Source organism: Paenibacillus sp. J22P169 (genome assembly GCF_059691995.1).
In genome coordinates this window covers 2,605,804-2,622,569 of sequence record NZ_JCAUAO010000001.1, presented here as the reverse complement: position 1 = coordinate 2,622,569, position 16,766 = coordinate 2,605,804, and the positions used below count along the sequence as shown (strand labels likewise).

At 43.9% G+C, this 16,766-nt stretch carries 15 protein-coding genes; 13 read left to right on the top strand and 2 right to left on the bottom strand.

The genetic code is table 11. The features are described 5' to 3' along the window. Window positions 1-21: 21 nt before the first annotated feature. Together AC58QG_RS12000 and AC58QG_RS11995 are read left to right on the top strand one after the other, a co-directional pair. On the top strand, window positions 22-1,650 hold the full coding sequence (locus tag AC58QG_RS12000) for an NHL domain-containing protein (protein ID WP_497362271.1): 1,629 nt from the start codon (window positions 22-24) through the stop codon (window positions 1,648-1,650). Between the two features lie 123 nt (window positions 1,651-1,773). After that, entirely contained in the window at window positions 1,774-3,303 is a 1,530-nt protein-coding gene (locus tag AC58QG_RS11995; protein ID WP_497362270.1) for a L,D-transpeptidase, read from the top strand. Between the two features lie 183 nt (window positions 3,304-3,486). On the opposite strand, the gene AC58QG_RS11990 is transcribed toward AC58QG_RS11995, so the two are convergent. Beyond that, window positions 3,487-3,621, bottom strand: coding sequence for a hypothetical protein (locus tag AC58QG_RS11990; RefSeq protein ID WP_497362269.1), 135 nt, complete (start codon window positions 3,619-3,621; stop codon window positions 3,487-3,489). Between the two features lie 367 nt (window positions 3,622-3,988). On the opposite strand from AC58QG_RS11990, the gene AC58QG_RS11985 reads away from it, so the two are divergent. The 8 genes from AC58QG_RS11985 to AC58QG_RS11950 all read left to right on the top strand — a co-directional run bounded on the left by AC58QG_RS11985 (window position 3,989) and on the right by AC58QG_RS11950 (window position 12,159). Further along, the gene (locus AC58QG_RS11985; protein ID WP_497362268.1) at window positions 3,989-5,344 is read left to right on the top strand and encodes an ABC transporter substrate-binding protein; all 1,356 of its coding nucleotides are present in this window, start codon (window positions 3,989-3,991) and stop codon (window positions 5,342-5,344) included. An 88-nt stretch (window positions 5,345-5,432) separates the two neighbouring features. Then, entirely contained in the window at window positions 5,433-6,338 is a 906-nt protein-coding gene (locus AC58QG_RS11980) for a carbohydrate ABC transporter permease (RefSeq protein ID WP_057310671.1), read from the top strand. 41 nt (window positions 6,339-6,379) lie between these two features. After that, on the top strand, window positions 6,380-7,219 hold the full coding sequence (locus tag AC58QG_RS11975) for a carbohydrate ABC transporter permease (RefSeq protein ID WP_236285801.1): 840 nt from the start codon (window positions 6,380-6,382) through the stop codon (window positions 7,217-7,219). A 146-nt stretch (window positions 7,220-7,365) separates the two neighbouring features. Then, on the top strand, window positions 7,366-8,784 hold the full coding sequence (locus AC58QG_RS11970; protein ID WP_497362841.1) for a PTS transporter subunit EIIC: 1,419 nt from the start codon (window positions 7,366-7,368) through the stop codon (window positions 8,782-8,784). A gap of 39 nt (window positions 8,785-8,823) precedes the next feature. Beyond that, complete coding sequence (locus tag AC58QG_RS11965; protein ID WP_497362267.1) at window positions 8,824-9,657, top strand: PRD domain-containing protein; 834 nt, start codon at window positions 8,824-8,826, stop codon at window positions 9,655-9,657. Between the two features lie 157 nt (window positions 9,658-9,814). Further along, on the top strand, window positions 9,815-10,912 hold the full coding sequence (locus AC58QG_RS11960; protein ID WP_497362266.1) for a quinone-dependent dihydroorotate dehydrogenase: 1,098 nt from the start codon (window positions 9,815-9,817) through the stop codon (window positions 10,910-10,912). Between the two features lie 26 nt (window positions 10,913-10,938). Continuing rightward, a complete protein-coding gene (gene yjbM / locus AC58QG_RS11955) occupies window positions 10,939-11,736 on the top strand; it encodes a GTP diphosphokinase (RefSeq protein ID WP_497362840.1) in 798 nt (265 codons plus the stop codon). 3 nt (window positions 11,737-11,739) lie between these two features. Continuing rightward, complete coding sequence (locus tag AC58QG_RS11950) at window positions 11,740-12,159, top strand: DUF309 domain-containing protein (RefSeq protein ID WP_497362265.1); 420 nt, start codon at window positions 11,740-11,742, stop codon at window positions 12,157-12,159. A gap of 67 nt (window positions 12,160-12,226) precedes the next feature. On the opposite strand, the gene AC58QG_RS11945 is transcribed toward AC58QG_RS11950, so the two are convergent. Further along, a complete protein-coding gene (locus tag AC58QG_RS11945; protein ID WP_497362264.1) occupies window positions 12,227-12,736 on the bottom strand; it encodes a thioredoxin family protein in 510 nt (169 codons plus the stop codon). A gap of 184 nt (window positions 12,737-12,920) precedes the next feature. Here AC58QG_RS11945 and AC58QG_RS11940 point away from each other — a divergent pair, with 184 nt between their 5' ends. From AC58QG_RS11940 to AC58QG_RS11930, 3 genes are all read left to right on the top strand, one after another. Then, window positions 12,921-14,516 (top strand): RsmB/NOP family class I SAM-dependent RNA methyltransferase, encoded by a 1,596-nt coding sequence (locus tag AC58QG_RS11940; RefSeq protein ID WP_497362263.1) that lies wholly within the window; start codon window positions 12,921-12,923, stop codon window positions 14,514-14,516. A gap of 6 nt (window positions 14,517-14,522) precedes the next feature. Then, window positions 14,523-15,275, top strand: a complete 753-nt coding sequence (locus tag AC58QG_RS11935) for a pseudouridine synthase (RefSeq protein WP_497362262.1) — start codon at window positions 14,523-14,525, stop codon at window positions 15,273-15,275. Window positions 15,276-15,484: 209 nt separating this feature from the next. After that, on the top strand, window positions 15,485-16,561 hold the full coding sequence (locus AC58QG_RS11930; RefSeq protein WP_497362261.1) for an S-layer homology domain-containing protein: 1,077 nt from the start codon (window positions 15,485-15,487) through the stop codon (window positions 16,559-16,561). Window positions 16,562-16,766 lie beyond the last annotated feature (205 nt).

Sequence of the window (16,766 nt, the reverse complement as noted above, 5' to 3'; positions counted from 1 at the left end):
ACTAGATATAAAGGAGATCCTATGAAACCATTACAACAGATATTTGTTTCAAGTATGATTGTAGCAACTTTGCTTGGAGGCTCGTCGGCTTGGGCTGCAGGTTTAGATGCTGATGCGTTGAAATCAAGCAATGGTCAGATTCTTTCCGACATATCGACCTTAGCGGGAATCGGCGATTTTGAAGATCGGGATGGCGATGCTTTACAAGCGGCATTTCGTGCCCCGAGCAGTGTACTACAGCTTGCTGATGGCAGCCTACTCATTGCCGATACACGCAACCATGTGATTCGTAAAGTGAAGGATGGTCAAGTCACCACGTTTGCTGGTCCAGAGTTCGCCATTTTGAAGAACAGTCAGGGATTCCCGACAGGGGGGCTCCTTGATGGGAAAGCAACTGAAGCCTTTTTTAACGAGCCAACGGGGCTTGCTTTGGATGCCAAAGGTAATGTCTATGTAGCGGATGCTGGCAATCATGCGATCCGTGAGATCGACGTGAATGGGAATGTCTCAACAGTTGCCGGGAACGGTGTTCCTGGAAATAAAGACGGTAAAGGTTCGGAAGCTAGCTTTAATCACCCAAGTGATATCGCCATTGGTGCGGACGGCTCCGTTTATGTGGCGGACGCTCTCAATCATACGATACGTAAAATCGCTGTGGATGGTCGTGTAACAACTCTTACAGCACCGGTTTCCCGTGTAATACAAGTCCGTCCTGGTGAAGCTTCATTCGCAGGGGAATATTTCGACGGCCCCCTTTCAACTGCTACTTTCAATGAGCCTTCTGGACTTGCGCTCGATGGCAAAGGGAATCTTTATGTAAGCGACACGGGTAATCAACGTATCCGTTATATTGATTTCGCTTCGGGACTTGTATCGACGATTGCAGGATCAACTCCTACGGTTAGCGCTTCTACGATATATGGGAAAAATGAGTTATATGCAGAAGGTGATTTTGCAGATGGCGATGCCTTGAAAGCGAAGTTTGACTTCCCGAAAGGGCTAGCTGTGACCTCGGAGGGTGGCCTTCTCATTGCGGATAGCTTGAATCATTCGATTCGCTATCTGTTGAATGGGAAAGTCACGACAATTTCAGGAACGCTTCAAACGGGAGAAACGGACGGCGTAGAGCAATCCGCTGAGTTCTACAATCCTTCGGATGTGCTGGCCACAACGCAAGGCAATCTGATTGTAGCGGATGCTTCCAATAACAAAATTCGCAAAATAACGCCATATCGTTTGCCTGAGAATGTCTCGAATGATGGGCATGTTAAGGTGGTTAGCGGCAATAAGCTAATCTCATTTGATGCGCAACCGGAAATTCAAGATGGACGTACGATGGTGCCTGTTCGTGCGATCAGTGAAACGTTTGGTTATAAGGTTACTTATGTGGAGCGGGCTGGTAAGTCTGTTGTGCAGCTATCCAAAGGCGATCTGAGCGTTGAGTTAACCATTGGTGAAAAGGGGATCGTACGTAAGCAAGCTGGCGTGCCAGATTTTAAGCAAGAGACGGATGTATCCCCTTATGTGAAACAAGATCGTACCTATGTGCCTATTCGCTTCTTCGCTGAACAGATCGGCTTGGATGTTCAATGGGATGCTTCGAATCAAACAGCCATTTTACGTGTGAAATCTTATTCGAAAAAAGCTTGAGATCAGAAAAGGCTTGGCAGGGGTAATTCTCTGACCAAGCCTTTTTCTATTCGGACTTCAGCTTTGTGTCCCGATTGCCGATAAAACGAAGAGTAGAGCAAGTTGGATTGGGGGCATGCAAGCTTGAAATCGAATAATCGAAACGATCAATTGGATAAATTTTTCCAACATAATCCGATCGAGGATCCTCAGTATCTCAAGAAATATGTCAAAGAGCATCCTGATCATAAAATGGCATGGTATCTGTTAGGGAGAGAATACACTGCGCAGGGTAAAGCAGGTAAGGCGGCGTATTGTTTTGCACAAGCGGGTGAAATATATGAAGCTTTTGAGCAGCAAAAAATAGTGTTGGATGGACCTATACCTACCAGCTCATCAGCATCGATGTTGAACAAAGTAGTTGTGCCAGTAGAACGTCAATCCAAATCGCGTAGGAGAAGGAAATGGCTGCTGTTCATTATCATATTTGTGCTGTTAGCTCTTCCAGCGGGCATGGATCTAGCTAAATCGGATGGTATGGAGATCGTGGAGACAGAGCCGATAGTGGGCGAAGAAGCGGCGGCAGCGATCACTAGTATTCAGCACGATAATCCTGAAATAAAGCTGTATGTCTCCGATGGCAATTGGGGGAAGAAGCTGCAACAAATTTTACAACCTCCTACTAGAGCGACAGGGGAGTCTGTCATTATGGATGTTCCCCCAAGTAAAGATGGGTTGTGGAAGGAGTGGCATCGCTCCGTTCGTCCGCTTCTTAGTGTGGAGCATCCAGGAGCTGGTGCAAATGAAGCCGTGTTAAAGTATTATCAGGCACAAATTTGCGCTTGTCAGGTGGCCGATAGCTCAAAGTTAGTGCCGATTATTGCCGCTTGGATGCATGACCGTGAAGAAGCGATCATTGTGCAAAGTGCTATTCAAGCTTATCAAAAGAAGACGGGGGCATTACCGGACAAGCCGCAGCAATTGACAAAGCCTTATCCTGACAATTTGTTGCCAGGTCTGACTCCACAAATGAAGGAAGCTTTTCCGACAGTAGTGCAAAAGGTAGCTGAACTTACGAGTGGGAAAGGATCTGGGGTACCGAACCTAACGGGAGGGACTGCTGGCGAACAACCTACGCAATCAAACGAAGAGAAGGCATTAGCAGTGAGCAACAATAAGCCCGTAGCCTCGTCAGAGCCGTTGCTAGAGCCGTTAAGGATCATCATTGATACCGATCAGCATCAACTGGCTGTTGTGAGTGGAGAATTTATTCTGAGGCGTTATACAGTAGGTCTTGGAGGCGTTAAGACGCCGCAGGGTGAATTTGTGATCAGTGAAAAAGTGCGTAACCCGAATGGCAGATCAAATGGTGAGTTTGGCAGCCGCGGAATGACGTTATCCAATACGCTTTATGCGATTCATGGGACGAATAAGCCGGCGAGCATAGGCAAAGATGAATCACATGGATGCATTCGAATGCTGCAACAGGATGTAGAGGAATTATATAACATGGTCCCTCAACAAACGAAAGTGACGATTGGGAAAGGCGTGTTACCTTTGGGAGAAACGGGGGAAGGGATTGGCGCGGGGGGTGGTAAACCTCAACAAGCAATCAGCTTACCTTTGGAGACGAAGGATAATAATCCTGGTAAAGTATACAGATGGTTGGATTAGAAAAGGAGGGGCAAGAAAGAAGCTTGCCTCTCCTTATTTGTGTTTACACGAAACCAATTTGTATGTAAGTTCAGAAAAAGAGCGTTTACAGTACGATTTAAAATACTGCAAGTTTTCTTCTTGACAAGAAAACAGAAAGCGATTACAATTCGAAATGTGAAGTTTTCAATCACTTTAACGAAATCAATTGTTCAAAATGAGCAGTAAAGCCATGATTAGGATAACCACTAAGAAAATCGATCCTGTCCAGTAAATGGCTTTCATATTAACTTCATTTTTCTGTCTGCGTGAAGCGGCTACTGGTTTGCGTTTGGCCATAAGAATCACCTTTTCCATTAGGATTAAACGAGATGATTCTATCATATCATAAGTAAGCGGATTCATCGAACAAGAAAAATGAGCGGTTTGAAAAAGAAGTATTGACGTTCATGTCATTTTATTGTAAGATTTAATCACACGAAACACCGATAACAATTGAATATGTCAGTTTTAATAACATGTTACCGTAAGGGCATTAGTTATTAGAAGAAATGCAAGTCTTCTTCTATAACTATGCCCTTTTTATTTTTCCCAAAATATGAATCATGAAAGGGGTTGGTAGCGCAAACTAAGACGAAGTTTAACTATCGGGTACACGTTTCACCAATAAATAATTAGATGATTAAAAAAGGGAGAAGATGATCACATGAACATGAAAAAATGGTCAACAATTGGTTTGGCAACATCTATGGCACTCGTAGCTGCAGGTTGCGGAAAATCCACGCCAGCAGAAACAACAAAACCAGCAGCATCTGTGGCTCCAACAACGGCAGCTTCAGCAGCTCCTACTGCAGCAGCTTCAACTAAACTTACTGGTGATTTTGAAATCCAATACTTTGTTGGCGGATACGGCGACAAATGGTGGAAAAAAGTTATTGCTGATTTCCAAGCGAAAAACCCTGATTTGAAAATTAAAGAAAGTGCGGGACCAAAAATCAACGAACAAATGAAACCCCGTTGGATCGCTGGTAACCCACCTGATTTCGTATACATCGATGGACCTGAGTTGTTCGACCGTCAAATGGTGACAGACGGACAGCTGGAAGATTTGACTGACTGGATTAAAGACGCTAAAAACGTTGATGGCGAGAAAATCATTGATTTGCTAGCTCAAAAGCCACAATTGTTTGACGGTAAAACGTACAACATTCCTTTCGTAATGAGCTCATGGGGTATTTTCTATGATAAAGCTCTTTTCAAAGACAAAGGTTGGGCTGAGCCAAAAGACTTCGAAGAATTCTTGGCTGTAAGTGAGAAAATCAAAGGCGCTGGCATTAATCCATTCATCCACACTGGTAAATATCCGTACTACATCAACGGTGGCGTATTGCTTCCAGCGATCGTATCTGCGAACAACAATGACTACAAATTGCTGCAAGATATGTCCACAAACAATCTTGAAGCTTGGAAAAACCCTGCAATCATCAAAGGTCTAAATAAAATCGTTCAAATGCGTGATAAAGGCTACATCGACAAAGCATCCGTACAAATCAACCACACGGATTCCCAATCCTTGTTCCTACAACACAAAGACGCATTCATCCCGAACGGTCTATGGTTACCAAACGAAATGGCGAAAGACGTTCCTGGCGGCTTTGACTTTGGTTTCATTCCATCCATTACACAAGATAAAGGTGGAAAAGTTGTAGCTAACACGTCCACAGCTACTTTCGGTATCGCGAAAAAAGCGAAAAACAAAGATGCTGCAAAAGCATTTATGCAATTCGTATTCTCCAAAACACAAGCTTCTCAATGGGCTGAGCTAAGTGGTGCTCCTTCCAACGTTAAAGGTGACATTTCTTCTTCCAAAGCGCCTAACTTCGTTAAGGATGCTGCGAAATTCTTGTCCTCACCTGACACTGTGGTAGTACCAACAGTTTCCTTCGCTGCTGACGTTGATAAAGCAATGCAAGATGCAACAGTTGCTTTGACAATTGGAACAATTACACCAGAGCAATGGGTTACTCGTGTAACTGATGTTGTGGCAAAACAAAAGAAATAGGAACTGAATGAAGCAGTGCGGAGAACTTCAAAGGCAAAGCTGCCTATGGCGTTCTCCGCCATTTTAATGATAGGACGGTGACGATAGAATGAAGACCAACGCGAAAAAGCTGAAACGGAATTTGTTCATCGCTTCATTCATCATTCCGACTTTTCTATTCTTCTGCGTATTTACGATATATCCCGTTATACAGGCGTTACAGAAGTCGTTTTATGATTGGTCAGGAATGTCTGAAAATAGCGAGTTTATTGGGTTTGACAATTTCGTTGAGCTTTTCAAAGATCCGATTGTACTTAGAGCAATTGGAAATGACTACTTCCTCGTAGTGGGTAAAGTTATTGGGATTATGATCCTGGCGACTTTCTTCGCCGTTGCGTTAACAAGATTTAACTTGAAGGGTTCAGGGTTCTTCCGAGCTATCTTCTTTATCCCGAATGTCATTTCAGTCGTTGTTATCGGCGTACTTTGGAATTTCATTTACAATCCGCAAATCGGTTTCTTGAATGCTTTCTTGTCTCTCTTCACAGAAAAGAAAGTTGATATTACTTGGCTAGGATTTCCACAGCACACGATCTGGATGCTTCTACCCCCTACAATTTGGGCAGGTATCGGCTTCTACATGATCCTAATGATTGCTGCAATCGTGAATATTCCTGCTTCTTATTATGAGGCAGCTAATATAGACGGAGCCGGTCAATGGTCGCAATTCCGCCATATCACCATGCCGCTCATCTGGGAGCAGATTAAGGTTTCCATCGTTAACATCGTTATTACTACACTCAACGGTTCCTTCGTTATTGTTCAGTTAATGACCAATGGCGGACAACCCGATAATACGACGCAAGTTATGGGTTCTTATCTGTATCGGATGGCTTTTCAACAGTATCATTTCGGTTATGGTGCAGCCATTGGAGTCATGATTCTGATCGTGTCACTTATTACAACACTGATCTTGCAACGTATCATGCGCCAAGAAACAATCGAAATGCACTAAAGTCATCATAGACAAAGATACTGAGGGAGGGAAACCATCGTATGGCTATCAAAAATCCATTAGCGAAAATGTTAGTTTGGATCATTCTGATCATATGGAGTGTAGCCGTTCTTTATCCACTTGTGTGGACATTGCTCGATGCGCTCAAAAATAATGAACAATTTTTCTTAAATGCCCCGTGGGCATTGCCTAAATTCCCGTTACTCTGGTCCAATTTCTCTTATGTTTGGAGCAAATACAATTTCAGTACATACTTCCTGAACTCCATTGTGGTGACGGTAGGAAGTACGCTGCTGGGTATGATCCTTGCAGCGATGACGGCTTATATTTTGGCGAGGTACGATTTTAAAGGGAATAAAGTTCTTCTAACGATCTATATCTCTTCCATGATGATTCCGTTCGCGCTTGCTTTGATTCCATTGTTCTTCTTGTTGAATGATTTGCACCTCATTAATACTTGGCTGGGGTTAATCCTCGTCTACGCGGCACTCAACTTGCCTTTCGGGATCTTCTTGCTTGTTGGGTTCTACAAATCGCTGCCGAAAGAAATTGAAGAAGCTGCGATTATTGATGGAACTTCTCACTATGGCACGTTCTTCCGGGTTATGTTACCATTGTCACAGCCAGGTCTTATCACGGTTATGATAACTAACATGCTGAATAACTGGAATGAATACTTCCTAGGGGTTGTTCTAACGAACGAGCCTACCAAGTACACGCTTCCAATTGGTTTGGCTGTTATGCAAGCTGAGATGCAATACCGTGTTGAATGGGGTCCATTATTCGCAGGATTGCTAATCACAACATTGCCGACTTTGATCGTGTATATGATATATCAACGCCAAATTGCAAGTGGGATTACGGCAGGAGCTGTGAAATAACTGTATATGGCAATGCATAGAAAAAACACCTTAACCAAGAGGAATTTATCCTTTCGGGAGGGTGTTCTTTCTACTATAATGGGGATAGGTAAAAGCAAACAAGGAACGGCCAAACTTGTGGGCTAAAGGTGAATCTGATGAGTGTAATGTATGCATTTCAGAAGATGGGGAGATCACTTATGATCCCTATTGCGGTGCTGCCGGCAGCATCCATTCTTCTTCGAATAGGTAAAATGTCTTTTAATGATCCATTCCTCGTTCATGTAGCTCAAATTTTCGAGCTAGGTGGAAGTGCAATTTTTGATAATTTGCCACTTATTTTTGCAATAGGGATAGCGATTGGATTAACTTCAGGAGATGGCATTGCTGCGTTAGCGGCAGCCGTTGGATATCTGGTTTTTGATAACGTCCTTAAACATTTTCAAATGGTTTCAGGCAGCTCAGAGCCACTGGACACAGGCGTGCTTGGCGGTATGCTGGTGGGGATGCTTTCTGCCACATTCTTCAATCGATTTAGTCATATTCAATTACCTAAATCGCTTGGTTTTTTTGGCGGAAAACGGTTTGTTCCACTTGTGACATCTCTAGTTATGGTTTTTCTTGGTGTATTGGTTGGGCTAATCTGGCCTCCCGTGCAGCGAGGGATAAGCGAAATTGGATTATGGATTGTAGATAACGGAAACGTAGGGGTTTTCATTTACGGTTTAATGAATCGACTACTTATTCCTACGGGTCTCCATCATGTCATTAATAATATCGCTTGGTTTCAAATAGGTGATTTCGTTACGCCGGCAGGCAAAATGGTACATGGGGATATCTCACGCTTCTTCGCGGGGGATCCCACAGCAGGGATGTTTATGACAGGATTCTATCCGGTCATCATGTTCGGACTGCCAGCAGCAGCCCTTGCTGTTGTGCGAAGCACCTCTTCAACCACAAGGAAGTTTGTAGCACCAGTGATGCTAACAGCAGCACTAACAAGCTTTCTAACAGGAATTACAGAACCGATTGAATTTGCCTTTATGTTCGTAGCCCCTGGTCTTTATGTGATTCATGCGGTACTTACGGGCTTCTCGATGCTGATCATGAATATGCTTCAAGTGAAAATGGGTTTTGGCTTCTCGGCAGGCTTTATTGATTTCGTGCTGAACTGGCACTTAGCGACGAATCCATATTGGATATTACTCATTGGAGCCGTGTACTTCATTCTATATTTTATAACCTTTAGAGCCTATCTACATTTCTTTCCGATGAAAGTATCAAGTAAGGATGACGTTGAGCACAATGTCGAAGTAGAAACTTCGGATGAGAAGCCTTCCACGGAGGATCGCCCAACAAGTATTCTCAACCATATTGGCGGAGCTTCTAATATTATATCCATTGATGCTTGTATTACACGACTGCGCCTTCTCGTGAAAGATGAGGTACTTGTGAAAGATAACGAGCTTAAGGAATTGGGTGCCATTGGTGTCATTCGTCTAGGAAAAGGCAACGTTCATGTTGTATTTGGGACAGAGTCGGAACAAATTCGTGAAAGCATTAAACCTTTGCTAGGTACAAAATGAGAAGTAATCAGGACAAGCCTAAGAACGCGGAGGTGTCTTATGATTGATCGGACGATCATACATGTTCTATCCCATAACGTGGTGATGGCGCATTTAAGCTCAGGGAAAAACTCTATTGCATTTGGCAAGGGAATCGGATTCAAGAAAACACCGGGAATGATGATTGCTGAGGGTGAAATCACACAAGAATTTCTCTTACATACATCGGAAGTTCTGAAGAACTATGAACAAATTCTAAATGCCGTAGATGTGAAAATTATCGGGATCACTGAAGAAGTCATTGCCTACGCACAAAGCATGCTGGAAGGCGATTTCTCAGAAACGATCCATGCTTCGCTCGTAGATCATATTAACTTTGCGGTGGAGCGGCAGAAACGCGGGATCTTCATTACGAATCCATTTGCCTATGAAATTGGTTACATGTACCCTGAGGAATATAAGGTTGCAAAGAAAGCTGTCGAATTCTTGAATGAACATTTGGACGTGAAATTGCCTGAGGATGAGGTTGCTTTCTTAACGATGCATTTCAACAGTGCACGTAAGAAAGAGCAAGCATCGGATTCTCTAGCGGTTGTCAGAGTGGTCTCTCAAACGATCGAATCTGCGAAGGAACTAGGCTTTAATTTCGATGATTCGTTCTCAACACTTCGTTTTATCAGCCATTTAAAAGGTGTAATTGAACGTGTTAAGCAAAAGAAAACTCTTCAAAACTCACTCCTTTCCAAAATCAAAGAAGAATACGGCGACACGTACGTCAAGGCAAAGGTTTTATCATTAATGCTAAGTGACTCTCTGCAATTAGAAGTGCCTGACGATGAGACAGGATACTTAACGATGCATTTGGAGCGCTTGCTGCAGCGTACTGAAGTGTAAGAAGAAATTAATAAGCTAGAGCGCATTCCCTTGCAACCTTCGCGGAGCAGGGATTTTTTGTGTGAATACGAGGTTTAAGGCCTCGAGTGGATTGCATATTTCTACATTGTCAGCTAAACTGACTGTTAGAGTACTTAGAGAACGGAGTGCATAGGACATGCTGTATAAGAAGTTAGCCAAGCCCGTTTTGTTCCGAATGGATCCGGAAAAAGCGCATCATTTAACGATTGACGGCCTTAGTGTTGTAGGGAATTTACCAGGGGGCAAGCAACTGCTTAAATCCATGTATGGGGTCCCAGAATCACCGCAATTAACTCAGGAATTATGGGGATTACACTTCGGTAATCCAGTCGGCCTTGCTGCAGGGCTTGATAAAAATGCGAAAGCAGTTAAAGGTTTTTCACAATTGGGTTTTGGATTTATGGAAGTAGGTACGATTACACCTAAACCACAATCAGGTAATGAGCTGCCTCGTTTGTTCCGTCTTCCCGAAGACAAAGCACTCATTAACCGCATGGGTTTCAACAATGTAGGTACAGCTGAGATGGCACATAATCTTGAGAAAACAGGTAAACGAGCGATTCCAGTAGCAGTAAACATAGGTAAAAATAAATCAACGCCAAACGAACAAGCCGAAGAAGATTATCGGGCTTGTATTGGAGCGTTATATACATATGGTGATTTCTTTGTTGTTAACATTAGCTCACCAAATACACCTGATTTGCGTAATTTACAACATGGCGATGATTTGAAACGCCTGTTGTCTACTGTGCGCGATGAAATGCAAGTTCAGCATAAGAAGCATGGTGGGGCCGCGAAGCCTGTGCTTGTCAAAATTGCACCAGATCTAACGGATGATGAGCTTGTTCTTACTGTACAGATCATTAAGGAAAGCGGAATATCTGGGATCATCGCAACGAATACCACGCTAAGTAGAGAAGGCTTACGCCATGCTAATCGTGAACAAGCGGGCGGACTGAGTGGGTTGCCACTAACACAACGCTCAACAGATGTCATTCGACGTGTGTATCAATTAACGGATGGCAAGCTGCCGATTATTGGGGCTGGCGGGATTTTTACCGCGCAGGATGCGTATGATAAAATCCGCGCAGGAGCAAGCCTAGTTGAAGTATATACGGCATTAATTTACGAGGGACCAGGTCTGTTAGGAAGCATAAATAAAGGGCTACAAGAATTGTTGAAGAAAGATGGCTTCACACATATTTCCCAGGCAATAGGGGTAGATTCGCACTAACTTCATTCAGGATGGAGGATACATGGATGGATGGACGAGACTGGAAGAAGTTTCTACTGCCTTATGAGCAAGCAGTGGAAGAGTTGAAAGTAAAGTTCAAAACATTACGTGGCGAGCTCAAAAGTCGTGAAGAGTACGCACCGATTGAATTTGTAACGGGACGTGTCAAAAAAATATCAAGCGTGCTAGAGAAAGCGAAGCGTTTGAGCGTACCCATGGATCAATTAGAGTCAGGCATTGAAGATATCGCCGGTATTCGTATTATGTGCCAATTCGTAGAAGATACCGAAACACTTGCTGAACTCATCCGCAGCAGACAAGATATGAGTGTTGTCTATGAGAAGGATTATATTACGAATAAAAAGCCAAGCGGCTATCGAAGCTTTCATATAATCATTGAATATCCTGTTCAAACCGCATTAGGCATGAAGAAAATTCTGGCTGAAGTTCAGATCCGGACGCTAGCTATGAATTTCTGGGCGACGATTGAACATTCTTTGAATTATAAATATAAAGAGCAATTACCTGTTGAGGTTCGGGCACGATTGAGCAAAGCGGCTGAAGCAGCTTATCTATTGGATCAGGAAATGTCTAGTATTCGAGGCGAAATTATGGCCTCCCAACGGATGTTTGAAGATAATTCTAATCTAATCAACCGTGTTCTGAGCAATATACAAGAATTGTATTTCTATCATCGCGTAAGAGAAGCTGCGCAGTTCCAATTGAGATTCAATGAGATTTGGGAAACAGAAGAAGGACTTAGTGATTTATCTGCTGATGTCGAGGCTGCTATATCGAGAGCTAAAAAAGGAGATAATAGCTAACCCATGAGCGAATATGACCGATTGTATGTCGCTTTTCTGTATTATTTTAACGATCAGCGGGATTATTTCGAATGTCATGAAGTGATGGAGGAGCTTTGGCTAGAGGAAGGCCGAAATCCGTTATATCAAGGTCTGCTGCAAATTGCAGTAGGCCTTTATCATCATTTGAATGGCAATCCGAGCGGTTCTATTAAACTGTTTAGTGCGGGGTTAGACAAGCTGGCTCCCTATCCTGATCATACGTTAGGCATCGATCTTGGTCTATTAGTGAAGGATAGTGAGGTTTATCTGGGGAAGCTGTTGAGATTGAAAGAGGAGCCATTTCTTCCTTATGATTTGGATATTGTGATTATGGACGAAGAACTATTGGATCTTCTGGATGATTTGAGGTTGGACCCACCGGCAAGTACAGAGCATGATTGAAAAGAAAAAAAGGGCTTCTCACCACTGGGTGAAGAAGTCCTTTTGTAGGTTACATTAATTAATGGCATTAACCTTTATACTTTTGGAAAAAGGCTTTGAATATTTCAGGGGTATTGCCGACTGTAGATCCAGCTTCTGGTACTCCGCCAACAATGCGATCTACTTCTACACCATTTTTGTAATAGACAATCGTAGGTGTGGATTCAATCTTGTACTTATTCCAGCCATCTTTGAACTCTTCTAAATTAAACTGCTTCACGTCTAGACCTAGTTCTTTCTGTAGAGGAACTAGAACGGGTGTGGTCACTTTGCAATGTGGGCAAGTTGACGCATAATAGTATTGGAAGAAAGTCTCTTTGTTCTTCAATCTTGCATCCAAATCAGTTGGTAAAATTAAGTTCTGATAGTTCGGATCATTCAGCTGCTTCACGGTCTCCGGATTTAACTTAGATGCGGCAACACCGTAAGGATTTCCAGCATTCGCTTTGTCCGAGGATTTAGTAGATTGCTGATTAACGAAGTATAAACCACCGAATAAAATAACTACAATGCCTAAATAAATAAGCAGCTTCTTCATGTATGCACCTCTTTATAATGTCTACTTTCTACTATCTTCTATAAAAAGTATAGCATATCCTGTAGGATTTCGTAAAAATATTGGCTGTTTCGTGACAACTCAGCTATAATACCGTTACACCGTAACATGGAAATAACAAACTGTCTGATCATATGGGATTTTATATAGAAAGCGAAGATGATGAATGGCGAAGCAGCTACCTCCCCTTTTTAGGGAGAAAATGATTGATTTACTGGGGAAAGAGGAATTCGAGCAGTTTCTTGCTTCCTATGATGAACCACGAGTATTCGGATTAAGGGTAAACACGGGGAAGGTGGAGCGCGCGGATTTTTTGGAGATAAGTCCATTTCATCTGATGGCTGTACCTTGGGTTCCTGAGGGGTTTTATTATGAAGAAGGAGAACGTCCAGGTAAGCATCCGTATTACCATGCTGGTCTTTATTACATCCAAGAGCCGAGTGCGATGGCACCGGTGGAGCTGCTTGGGATAAAACCAGGGGAGCGGGTTCTTGATTTGTGCGCAGCACCAGGCGGGAAATCGACGCAGATAGCCGCGAAGCTGCAAGGCGAAGGTGTGCTAGTTGTCAACGATATCCATTCAGATCGAGTCAAATCTTTGGTTAAAAATCTAGAGCTGCTCGGCGTGCGTAATGCTGTTGTTTTGAATGAAAAACCGGAGCGGATGTTGACTGCTTTCCAAGGGTATTTTGATAAAATTTTGATTGATGCGCCTTGTTCAGGTGAAGGGATGTTCCGCAAGGAAGAAGAAATGATGGGACAATGGGAACGTCATTCTGTTCAGGAATTTGCTGCGATGCAGCGAGAATTGTTGGCACAAGCTGCGGTGATGTTGGCTCCTGGAGGCAGGATTGTGTATTCGACCTGTACGTTCTCACCAGAGGAGAATGAGGCGCAGATTGCGGAGTTTTTGGACAAGCATCCTGCGTTTGATGTCGTGCCGATTGAGGGATTCAGTTCTGGACGGCCAGATTGGTTAAGAGAACCGTGGTGTGAGGCGGATGCCTACAGTTCAAGGGCAAAGGCTGCTGTGGCTGGGACGGCGAGGCTGTGGCCGCATAAATTGCGTGGTGAGGGACATTTTTTGGCGGTTTTGGGGAGTGTTGGGGGAAGTGCGGGGGAAGGTGTAGGGGAAAGTTCGAGTGTAAGTGCGGGTGCAAGTGCAAGTGTGAGTGCGAGTGCAAGTGCAAGTGAAAGTGCAAGTGCAGAAGCGAGTGCGGGGGCTGCCGACTTTGTGGCGGCAGCAGGAAAGCGTAGCGGCCGTCAGGCGCTACGCGGGAAGGGCCGTGCTGAGGCGCCGCCTAGCACGGGGGTGAGCTTGGAGCCGCTGGAGGCGTTCTCTGGTGAGCTGCTGCGCAGCGAGCCTTTCGCCCTGAGGCGGCTTGTCTGTTACGGCGAGCACGCGTACGCGTCGCCGGCGGGCTTGCCCGAGCTGCACGGACTGAAAGTCGTGCGGCCTGGCTGGTACATCGGCGCGCTGCACCGCGGCCGATTTGAACCGTCCCATGCGCTAGCCATGGGACTGCGTTTGCGCGAAGCCAAGCGAGCGCTGAGCTTGGCTTCGAGCGACGAGCGAGCCCTTCGGTACCTGAAGGGCGAGACGCTCGAAGTCGCGGAGAGCGAGATTCTCCGCGATCCGGAAGAGACCAAGGCAGCCAAAGGCTACTGCCTGGTCTGCATTGACGGCCATCCCGTCGGCTGGGGCAAATGGCTCGACGGGATGCTGAAGAACGAATATCCGCCCGGTTGGAGGTGGACCTAAAAGGTCATGAAACAAACACAAAGACTAGATAAAATATTAGCCCATGTGGGCGTTGGCACACGCTCTGAGATTAAGCGGCTCGCCAAAGAAGGCGCCATTCATGTCAATGGTGTGAAGGTCAAAGACAGCGGTATGCAGGTGAATCCAGATAAGGACAACATTACCGTGAATGGAGAAGTCGTCACTTACCGCGAGTTCGTTTATCTTATGATGAACAAACCGCAAGGGGTTGTTTCGGCAACCGAAGATAATCGGGATCGCACGGTAGTTGATCTTTTGGACGAGGCATATGATCCGTTCGAAGTATTCCCTGTGGGCCGATTAGATAAGGATACAGAGGGGTTTCTTTTGCTCACAAATGATGGGAAATTAGCCCACAACCTGCTATCACCGCGTAAGCACGTTCCGAAAACCTACTTCGCCAAAGTAGAGTGGGCAGTGACCGAAGCTGATCGTGAAGCATTTAGTCAAGGTGTGACCTTGGATGATGGCTACGAAACGTTGCCAGGTGATTTAAAAATTTTACAGACTGGCAATGAAGCTGCGGGAATCCCTTCTGAAATTGAACTAACAATTATGGAAGGCAAATTCCATCAGGTGAAACGTATGTTTCAAGCCGTTGGCAAGCAAGTTGTTTTTCTGAAAAGAATTTCGATGGGCCCACTGGCGCTGGATCCCAATTTGGCCTTGGGTCAAGTCAGAGAATTGAGCCCCGAAGAGCTTGCAGCCTTACGAAAAGCTAACGAGAATCAAAATTAACTATACAAAAATACTAAAATATGGTATTTTCTTTTTAATGAATTTATTTGTGCGGAAGAACCGTCCAGAACTTGCTCGTTTGAGCGATGTATGGGCGGTTTTTGCTGTTTTAAAGTAAAAAAAGGTAGACATTTACAAATATGAGATGAGATACTACCAATAATTGGTTTGTCGAAATTTCAGAGATGATTTAGAAAAAGGGGAGAAATATGTTGAAAAAATCTTTAATTTTAGTTTCAATTGCTTTAGTAATTACCGTTTTTCAATCAATGACAACAGCTGCGGATTCACCGATAACCACTTCAAACATTGTGGCTGTGACTAGTTTAAAGGACATTTCAACTCACTGGGCTAAAGCTTCAATAGAAGGCGCTGTGAAGAGCGGATATGTGGATGGGTACGAGGATGGAAGTTTTAAACCGGACAATGAGATAACGAGAGCGGAGTTTGTGAAGCTTGTTGCTGCTGCAACAAAAAGCAAGCCTCTTGTTACAGTTGAAGGTGATAATTGGTACAAAGTATATATAAAAGAGCTGCAAGATCAAGGTGTGCTTAGCTCAGCTTTTTATTCGGACGATATCAAGGTCCCAATTGCAAGAGGAGAAATGGCTGTCATTGCAACGAAGTCCGTGGACAAAACCTCCAATGGTAATTTTATGGATGCTACCAAGTTAGGACTTATTCACGGTTTGAGTGGCGGTGAATTGGCACCTGAAGGGAAGACGACACGAGCGCAAGCGGTGACTGTGATTGAGCGTATTCTAGCTGCTAAACGTGGGGAGAAGTTGCCTGTTGATAAGTATGCTGTAAGTGCTGCTGAGATCGGTGAAACGGGTAGTAATGTTGGGACGATGTTGGGTTTGAATCCGAAGGAAATTGGCACTGTGTGGACCTATGGAACTGGCGTGACGGTGAAGTTGAATCAGTTGATTATTGCCGACCCAGCAGATCCAGAAGATCCTTATATGCTGTTAGTCGATATGAAAACTTTTGATAAAACATTGGACGCAACAAAAAATGTTGTTGTATTGGCGAACTTCACAGTTACTGTCGATGACTCTGGGGTTAATAAGAATAGAGATTTCCAGCCAGATCAATTATTAACATTACTTGATTCGACCGACTACTTATTATTGAAAAAAGAGAATCAACTTAACAGATGGTTTTTCTTTGATATACCACAAGTTCAATCAGGGTTTGTGGCTTATACCGGGAAGAAGAGTCTAGTATTACAGGAATTCGGTTTTGATATACTTGGTAAGCATATCAAGCTCGCGACCAAATAAGGGGGCTTGTTGTTTTTATGAAATATCTTATCAGTCGTACAATGCTCTCATTGCTATTTCTTGAGCTATTGTTACCTTTTTTTGATCAAAGTGGTGCACAAGCTTCAAGTACAAAAAAACTATATTACAATTTTGAATTGGGAACTTATTCTGAATCATCTGTTGATGCACAGTACTCAGCATCTGATACAAAAAGTTTTGACAG